The 9,560-nt window shown below is 53.7% G+C and carries 4 protein-coding genes; all 4 read right to left on the bottom strand.

Features of this window, described 5'->3' with window-relative positions; all coding sequences use genetic code 11:
- Positions 1-123: 123 nt before the first annotated feature.
- Positions 124-441 carry a hypothetical protein gene (locus EAE91_RS22485; RefSeq protein WP_214090404.1) on the bottom strand — a complete coding sequence of 106 codons (318 nt, stop codon included), beginning with the start codon at positions 439-441 and terminating at the stop codon, positions 124-126.
- A gap of 269 nt (positions 442-710) precedes the next feature.
- Positions 711-905: a hypothetical protein gene (locus tag EAE91_RS22490; protein ID WP_214090405.1), complete on the bottom strand. Its 195-nt coding sequence runs from the start codon at positions 903-905 to the stop codon at positions 711-713.
- 28 nt (positions 906-933) lie between these two features.
- A complete protein-coding gene (locus EAE91_RS22495) occupies positions 934-5,442 on the bottom strand; it encodes a glycohydrolase toxin TNT-related protein (protein ID WP_214090406.1) in 4,509 nt (1,502 codons plus the stop codon).
- Positions 5,443-6,760: 1,318 nt separating this feature from the next.
- On the bottom strand, positions 6,761-9,560 hold a 2,800-nt coding region (locus EAE91_RS22500; RefSeq protein ID WP_214090407.1), incomplete at its 5' end, for a non-ribosomal peptide synthetase.

Below are 9,560 nucleotides of genomic sequence, written 5' to 3' on the forward strand. Positions count from 1 at the left end.
TGAGTTCACCGGAACATTACGCCGAACAGCCGGCTGAATGAGCTGCTTCCCTGGCCTGATAATACCTTCAGTTAACATCCATCTTGTTGCTATCTGACAACGCAAGGTGAGTTCACCGGAACATTACTTTGATTCAGTAACAACCCTTACTTTATTTAATATTTCTCCTTCTGGAGTCACGCCAATATCTCTTTTCAACACTTTTTCATATATAAATCGGTCTCCATCACGAGTAATTCTATCTGGATTACGGAATACATCTCTTATTGTTGACTTAACGTCAGCATTATTAAGAGTCCATTTGCTTTTATGAGACCAACCATCGACATTACCGACATGCCTATCTTTAACATGCTGAACACCATCTTTGGTTAAATTAATTTTTTTAGGCGGCAGAGGGCACTTCGCTAACCCAAATGGGTCTAGGGACTGCCCCGACACGACCATACTTTTTGGCCGGGATTTTTTCTTTAATAACAACCTGTTAAAGAGCCACTTCGTCCCACTGCACTCACCGCCGCGAACCCAAAACCCCGATGTGCACTTTGCCGATTTTAGCTCACTTTTTCCCCGATGTCATAATCGGGTTTCGGCCCGCTTATCGACGGTTTTCAACAGGTAGCTCCCGCCCGCGAGGTCGGACGGGGCGGAGATGGCGAGTACGGGAACGAGCTCATAAAAAGACCAGAGGATCTCTCCGGCCTTATTTTTCACTTTAAACCTAGCATTTTTTTTAATCTTTGAAGAAAAGCCTTACAAGCAGCTTCTTCTTGATTAAAATGTTCTTCTCCAGATCGCTGACCACGCTCACTATAAAAGACAGACCACAATATACCGTCTTTTATCAAGCAAAGAGATTCATTCTCTATTGAATCAATAGAATAACTATCTTTAGGTATTTTCATAGAGGACAAAGTCCTAATTAAACTATTCTTATCCACATTTATTACCTTTTTTGCCTGCTTCTATTAAATGACCAGAATCTAAATATTCTTGTACAGATTTTTCAAGTTTGTATTGCGTACCAAGCCCTATTTCTCCAAACCACGGAGCAATTTTGCTTTCTGATACATTAGAGATTGGTTTCATCACCTTATAAACAGAATACGGTTTCATTGTATCAGTTCCCGGGGGAAGAGCTCGCATAGAATATGGTGTGCCAACAGGTGACGTATAATATCCTCCTGTATACCCATAGCGATCTATTATAGTTCCTGGTTCCAAAATCGTATTCTTTACAGGTCCAAATGCACCATCATTAGGAGGCCAATACGATACAGGGAGGTTAGTCAGCCCTAAGGGGTCAATCCAGTTCGCCGGATTATGCACGTAACTATAAGGACTTACGCCACCCCTTAAGTTTAGCGGATCTGGCGATAAGTACTGGCCTGTTTCCCTCTCGTAATAACGGTGCCGGTTATAAAATAAACCGCTTTCCTCATCCTCATACTGCCCACAAAACCGCAGATGACACGTCAGGTTCCGCGGGTCATTAATTGTCAGCACCGGCCAGCATTCTGGCTCGCCCCAGGTGAGTAACCGGCCGGCCCATATCAGCTCCCCTGCCTCAGTCAGAATTTCCCGCACCGTTCCCTGGTGATCACTCACCACATAGTATAGCCGGCCTTTTTCAAACCGGGCCGAAGGGGTCAGGGCCCCCGGCTCATACAGCCAGTGAATGCTCTGTTCATACCCGACAGTGCCATCCGCATATACCGGGGTCTCTTCAATCAGCTGCTCGCCGCTCCACAGGTAATCATAGCCGATTATCGCGGTTGGTTTCACCGGCGGTCCGGCGGTGTCTGTCTCCTTCCGCTTGCTAATCCGTCGCCCGAAGGCATCATAGCAATAACGCCAGCGCACCCCTTCCGGGCTGATAAAGCCGGTCAGCCGGTCTTGCGCGTCCCAGCGGTAGCGCCAGGTCCGCGGCCGGTAGCCCCGCCGCTGTTCGGTTTTCTCTGTCCGCCGCCCGTTTTCATCGTAGCGATACGTGCAGGCCCCGTGCTGAATCACCCGGCCCGCCTGCTGGGTGTGGTAGCTCTGGCGCAGGTCTTCACTGAGCCGTTCCGGCACCCGTTTTTGGTAATGCAGATGCTGGCCGGCATCGTACACAAACTGTTCGTCACAGGCCCGCGGCCCGCCAAACTGGGTGGTCACCACCTGGTCGTTGACGTTGTAGCCGTAGCGCGTCTCGTCCCAGCGGGGGTCTTCAATGCAGGCCACGTTGTAGGCCGGGGTGTAATGCCAGTGGCGGGTCACCGCGCTGCCCCGCGGCGGGAAATGCGGGTCGGCTTCGTACAGGGTCTGTTTGAACCAGTCGGAGCTGCGTCCGGCGGTCTGATGGGCCAGCAGTCCGACCGGGGTGTAAGCCTGTGACTGGATAAAGCCGGCGGCGCTTTCCCGCGCGATTTCCCGGCCCAGCCCGTCATGCTGCATCTGTAACGGGGCATGGTCGTCGAGCTGCCACTGCATCAGCCGGCCGTTGAGGCCGTAGTACCAACTGACCGCGGGCAGGGTGTCCACCTGGCGGCCGGTGGGCAGGCCGCTTCGCGGGTCCCACTGATGGCTGACGGCACGCCCGTTAATCGTCTCCCGGGTCAGGCGGCCGGCCTCATCGTATGCAAACGCCACCACCGCGTCCGGGTTAGTGGCCCGGACCAGCCGTCCCTGCGCGTCGTGGTCGTAGGTGGTGACCGAGCATAACGTGCACCGGTCGGCCTCTTCCTGCCACGCTTCCTGGCGGGTAAGGCGGTCGTCGTCGGTGTAACACCAGCGCAGCAACTGGTGATTGGGGTAACGGGCGGTGAGGCGGCGTCCGGCGGCGTCATACTGATAATGAATGGTCCGGCCGGTAAAATCGGTTTCGCTCATCACCCGCCCGGCTGGGTCACGGGTGTAATGGTAGGTGTCGCCGGTTTCGTTGGTCACGGTTTTCAGGCGGGTTAGCCGGTCGTAGCCAAAGGTCAGGGCGGTGCCGTCCGGGCGGGTGAGGCGGCTGAGCCGGTCAAAGGCGTCATAGGTATAGCGGGTGGTCCGGCCTTCCCCGTCAGTCACCGCCGAGACCCGGCGCTCGCTGTCGTAGTCAATCGTCTGCCGGATGCCATCCGGTAACTGTATCTCGGTGACGCTGCCTGCCGGGCTGGCATGAAACGGACTGTGGTGATAGTCGGTCTGCTGATGTAACGCGTCGGTGACCCGCAGCAGCCGGCCCAGGCCATCGGTGTCAAACCGGGTCAGGGCACCGTCCGGGGCCTGAATTTCACTGAGCTGCTGCCGTTCATAGCCGTAGCGCCAGGTGCGGCCGTCGGGCAAGACCTGGCGCAGGATTTCCCCGCGCGGGCCGTAACGGGTCTCTTCAACCCGTCCCTGAGGGTCGATAACCGAGGCCAGGTTGCCCTGTTCGCTGTAATGCAGCCGCCAGCGGGCCCCATCCGGCTGAGTGACCTGGGTAAGCTGGCCGTATTCATTGTAATCGTAAGCGGTGAGGTCCCCGGTGGGTGACATGACGCCGGTCAGCTCGCCGTAAGGGCTGTACTCATAAGCCGTGGTCCGGCCCAGCGGGTCGGTTTCGGCGGTTTTGTGACTGAAATCCCATTCGGTCCGGGTGTCATGGCCGAGCGGGTCAACCTGGCGGGTCACCAGGCCGTCGGCGTTATAGTGGTAGCGGGTGCAGCCGCCTTCGGCATCGAAATAGGTGGTGACGCGGTGTTCGTCATTGTATTCAAAACGGTCCTGCCAGTACCCCTGCGGGGTGGTGGTGGCCGTCACCCGGCCCGCGTTATCGTAGTGAATGGCGACATCGGTTTTATCGGTGTCATGCCAGCGGGTCATATAGCCGTGCGGACTGTATTCATGCCACAGGTGGTGAAACTGAAAGGTGTCACATTCCGCCAGATACCCCGGGTTATCATAGCGGCAGGTCACCAGCCGCTGGCGCTGTTCGGCGTGCAGCCAGTCAATGGCCGTGAGCTGCTGGTGCTCGTAGTGCAGCGCCAGGGTCGTCGTGCCGGCATGGACCAGGCGGGTCAGGCGCTGGTGTTCATCGTAATGAAAGACGGTCTGGTTGCCGTTGCGGTCCTCTGTCATGGACAGGCGGCGTTTATCGCCCTGGACTTCGGCAAAACTCAGTATCTGCTGGGTGCGGCGGTTAAACAGGCGCAGTTCGCCGTCGCGCTGGCCGTACAGCAGGTAATGCCCGGCATGGAGGTTGACCGAGAAGACGGTTTCCGTCGGGGTATGGAAGGTGTAAATCACCCCTTCGCCGTCGGTGAAATGGGTTTCCTCGCCGTCGCGGCGCAGGTGCTGCGACCAGTCATCGGCCCATTTGGGGCCGAACAGCCCGGCCAGGGCGGCGGTGGAGCGGTAAGTCCGGTTCAGGGTCAGCGGCAAGACCCCCGGCAGGGCCAGCACCGGCCAGACCTGTAGGAAATCGCCGGTCGCCACGTCTACCGGCTCGCCGGCTTTGCTACAGAGCTGGCTGTCACAGCCGGTTTTTTTCACCGACGGGGTGGGTTCCGCCCCGGATTTGGCTTTGCCGCCGTTGTCTTTCCGGCCCCTCGGCAGCGGAAGCAGGCCAGCAATGGCGACCAGCCAGCGCAGGTCTTTGTTACTGGCGGTCAGGATAGTCAGGGCATCACCGGTTTGCGGGGTGAGGGCAATGGAGGCGGCGGCGCTGTTGATATTGGCGTCACAGGTGGTGCGGTGGCCCAGCCGGGCAATGGGCTTGCCGTTGGCAAACACCGTTTTGGCACCTTCGGCAATCACCACCGGGCCGGGGTGGTCGCTGCACACAATTTTGTCCCCCTGACGGGCCACCGGCCGGCCTTCAAAAAAGACATCCGGCGACCCTTCAACAATCTGGCCCTTATTCGCCCCGTATTGCCCGAGCGCCGCGCCCACGGACGAGACCAGTCCGCCGACAAAACCGCCCGCCAGGCCAGCCGCTGCCCCGGCGACCACGGCCATCGCCAGGCCGCCGGTCGCCACAATTAACCCGCCGACGGCCACCGCCGCCAGCGCGCCGAGCAACACGCCGCCCAGCGCCCCCCATAATCCGGCGCTTTTGTTCTGGTGGGCAATCGCATCCCCGAGCCGGGCCGGGGCCTGGCCTTCGGTGGCGACCGTACGCTGGCCGAAAAAACCCATCGCGCCATGCGTGAGGTTTTCGCCGATATCATTGCCTATCTGAGCCCCCAGTTTCCCGGCGGCCACCCCGGCGACCAGCGGGAGGACGGCGGAGGCACCGCCTGCCGCAGCGGCATACGTTATCGCCGCCGCCAGCGAATGACGCTGAAAATCCTCACTTTCCAGATAATTCAGCGCCGTATCGGCAGAAGTGCTGCTTTCGGTCGGCGGCGGCGCATGCCCCGCGGAGGCCGTCTCGGGTCTGGTTGCGCGCTGCGCGGCACCAGCCCCCAGCCAGGCCATCATCAATACGCTCATGGCTCCTCCCGGACACTATGGTTCATCACTCAGACGGGGCTGAAATGAGGTCTTTATGGTGAGTCTCTGTTTTAGCCGGGGTGGGGACAGGTTGCATGTTAGACCGTCGGTGCCTGGAGCACTCAGGCGGTCAGAGATTTGTTCGGTGCTAAATCGGTTGAATCGGTTTTTTTGGCATGACATCACGCTTCCCTTATCATTTGCAAGTTTCGTCAGAACTATCTATAAAGCTATAAAGGCACCAGCAGTCTGTCGCTGATAGTCTTATTGATAACCTGTATGAACAGGCAACGTCGGGAATATTCGATTACGGCTTAAGAGTATCGTGGAGATAGCTAATCAGTCGTTTTATGTGTTTAATATCCACTCAGGAACATATAATAAAAAATTCCTGTTGTCCCGCCTGTTTGAGTGATGAACATTTGATTAACTTAATAAATGTGACATAAATCCCAAATTTTTTAACCCGCTACGCTCACCAAAAATCCGAATTTTATTCGATGGAAGCAATGATAAAGCCTGCGGCTTCCCATAATTAACCCGAAAAAAGCAGGACCCGGCAGGGTATTACTCAGGGTGAGTGAATGAGTCATGGCAGGATAATATAGAAATTAACGGACGTCGCATTATGCTGCGTTTTAGCGTTTTTTATTGACTTCGTAACGTTAAGATTCGTTCAGATTAAATCATTGTGGGCTGTCATTTTTCATCTTGTTTGAAAACAAGGCGTGACAGAGATTTTCACTCATTCAGATAAGGTCAGAGACGCTTTATCTGCATATGATAAAACCGTCGTTAAAAAGCCATTTATGGTCTGTCAGTGTCGTTTTAACATCTGGAAAAAATAGTCAGCGTATGATGAATAAAGCAGGTAAGATAATATTATCCAGCCTGTTAATGTGTTTTCTCACTGTTATTTTACCCAACAAGATATAAACATAACGCAATAAAAAAGAGGGATAAAACGGTTAATGTGGCAGGATTTAAGTTCTAAACAGCGGGTATGATCCATGTTTGTTAAATGTAAAATACGATATGCCGTGATAATTAAACTGAATAAAAATCAGGGAGTAAAAGTGATGAAACCAACGGTTAAAACCTGATGCCGGTTAAAATCAGAGATTAAAACAATGTTTTTAAAAACAGTTTAAAACCTGCCCACTATAAAGCTATCAGTGAAAAATGAAAATCGGCTTTGTTTTTGTTAATGCGCATACACCTTGGGGAAAAGGATAAAAGAAAATAATCCGGTATAAAAAGCATATACCGGATTATCATATCAAGGTTAAATTATTCAGAACTTCTGACTATATCAGTATTACGATGTCTCCTCATCACAACTGATAACCAGTGCCCTATTCAAAGCCTGAGCTAAAGCGGTTTTATTCTCATCATCCTCCAATAAACTAAAATGGTTGCCCGGTATCGCAATCAGTTCAAGCGAAGTATCAGACATTATCTGCGCCCAACCCAAAGACGGTTCCATGCTCACTGACTCCGGTTTTTCATCATCTATAAAAGAAATAGCAGGAGAAGGTTCTACCGCATAGAACTGATGCAGCGTTATTGCTAATGCTGGCGGCTCATAATTCGCAACTATCTGCGCGTAACGTTCGATCTGCTCCCAACGTTTTGCGATCACATCAGCATGCAGATTTGCAGGATATAACGCCAATTCTTGTGCCGATTCAATAAACTGCACAAAATTCAATTCATCGATTCGCCGGTATAACGCCGCAATCTCTTCCGTGTGCTCCTCCCCTGTCTGTCGAGCCAGTTCAATAAAGAACCGATATTTAGGTTGCATGATCTGTTCCCCTAAATAATGAGGCGCAGGCACATCAATCAATCCCAAGAAATTGACCACTTCACCCGCATTCAAAAGCTGCTGAGCAATAGCATAAGCCAATATTCCACCAGAAGAGTAACCACATAGCCGATAGGGCCCTTCCGGCTGGACGGCCTTTATCAAGGTGATCATTCTCGCCGCCTGCTGCTCCATCGTTGCCATCGGTTTTTCATTAATAGACGGCCAAGGCAGTGCATAAATCGGGTGGTCCGACGGGATATGCTGAGCCAGCCCGAAGACATAGGAGTAATCACCCATGCCACTGGGAACAAAGAACAGCGGCAACCCTGTCCCATCAAGTCGTACCGAGATGGCGCTGTTTTGCGGTTGAGACAACAGATCTGAGGTAATTTTCGCAGCCAGTTCAGTCAGCACCGGGAATTGGAACACAGCATTCAATGTGCAAACCAAACCCCGACCGGCAGCAAGATTTATCATTCGCATCGCAAGCAGTGAATGCCCGCCCAACGAGAAGAAGTTATCATGCCGACTTATTTGCTCAACCCCTAGCAACTCACACCAGATAGCCGCCAATGCAATTTCCGTTTCCCCTTGCGGCGCTTCATAAATCTGACGGACAAACGCTTCATTGTCCGGGGCCGGCAAGGCCCGACGATCCAATTTACCGTTCGGCGTTAGCGGGAAGGCATCCAACCGCACAAAGGCTGACGGTACCATGTAGTCAGGCAACATTTTACTCAGGTGAGTGCGCAAACTATTCACCAACCCGTCATCCACTGGTGCCACTATATAGGCAACCAGCCGTTTGTCCTGTCCATCCCCCAGCGCCAGCACCGCCGCCTCACGCACCGCCGGGTGCTCTATCAGACGTGTCTCAATTTCCCCCGGTTCAATGCGGAAACCGCGGATTTTAACCTGCTGGTCGTTGCGGCCCAGGAATTCCAGATTGCCATCCGGCAGGTAGCGGACTACATCCCCGGTACGGTACATGCGAGCACCCGGTCGATCACTAAACGGATCTATCAGGAAACGTTCCGCCGTCAAGTCTGGCCGATTCAGGTAGCCACGAGCGACAGCGATTCCCCCTATGTAAAGTTCTCCGCTGACCCCCATTGGGACAGGTTTCCCGTGGGTATCGAGAATGTAAATCTGGGTATTGGATATTGGGCGGCCAATCGGTACGTTATCGGCAAAACCGCTCGAATGATTGATATCAAACACCGTACAACCCACGACGGTTTCGGTTGGGCCGTACTCGTTGATGATGCGTGATCCAGGGGATAATGTTTGCCAAAGTGCAATAGTGGAACCGGGCAGTGCCTCTCCCCCCACGATAAAGCAGTGAGCCGGGCATGTTCGTCCCATCGTTTTCAATTTCTGCCCTATTGCCGAAAGATGACCGGGCGTAATTTTAACCAAAGCGCCTGATTCCATTGACAACAACGCAGGGAGCAATTCAACCAGCTCCTGCCCGTCACCGAGCAAATGGAGCTTGCCGCCGCACAGTAAAGGCAGGTAAAGGCTAGTAACCGTGGCATCAAAGGCGATCGATGATGAAACGATACTATCGCATTGCCTTTCAGTGAGGTAATCACTCCGCGCCCATAGCAGGTAGTTGCAGACACCACGATGTTCCAGCATCACGCCTTTCGGCGTCCCGGTCGAACCCGAGGTATAAATGACATATGCCAGATGTCGTGAAGTGAGTGCCGGTATCTGCGGGTTGTCGTCCCGCTGGTTGAGCAATGCATTCGGGTCAAGCACGGTGAGTTCCGCCAGTGCCTGCTCACCCAATGCAGCACGTCCGGCCTTATCCGCCAGCAAAATAACCGGAGCGGCATCAGTCAGAATATGCGCCAGACGTTCCCCGGTATAAACCGGGTCCAACGGCACATAAGCGCCACCGGCTTTCAGTATTGCCAATATTCCTACCACCATTGCCGGTGAACGCGACACGCAAATCGCCACCCGTTGATCCGGCGCTACGCCCAGTTCAATTAGCTGATGAGCCAACCGGTTAGCACGAGCATTTAATTCCGCATAACTGAGGGTTTGCTCTTCATGCACTAATGCTATCGCATCCGGGGTTTGCTCCACCTGCTGTTCAAGCAATTGATGAATACACAATGCATCAGGATACGCGGTTTCCGTGGCGTTCCAGGTTTTCAGCAACAGTGTACACTCCGCTTCCGGCAGAATATTCAACGTCCGTACCGGCGTTTCCGGGGTTTGTTCCAATGCCTCTGCCAGGCTCTCCAGTGCCTGCTGCATATAGCCACATACCCGTTCCGGTTCAAACGGCTGGGCA

The sequence above is a fragment of the Photorhabdus noenieputensis genome (assembly GCF_018448935.1).
GTDB classification, from domain to species: Bacteria; Pseudomonadota; Gammaproteobacteria; order Enterobacterales; family Enterobacteriaceae; genus Photorhabdus; species Photorhabdus noenieputensis.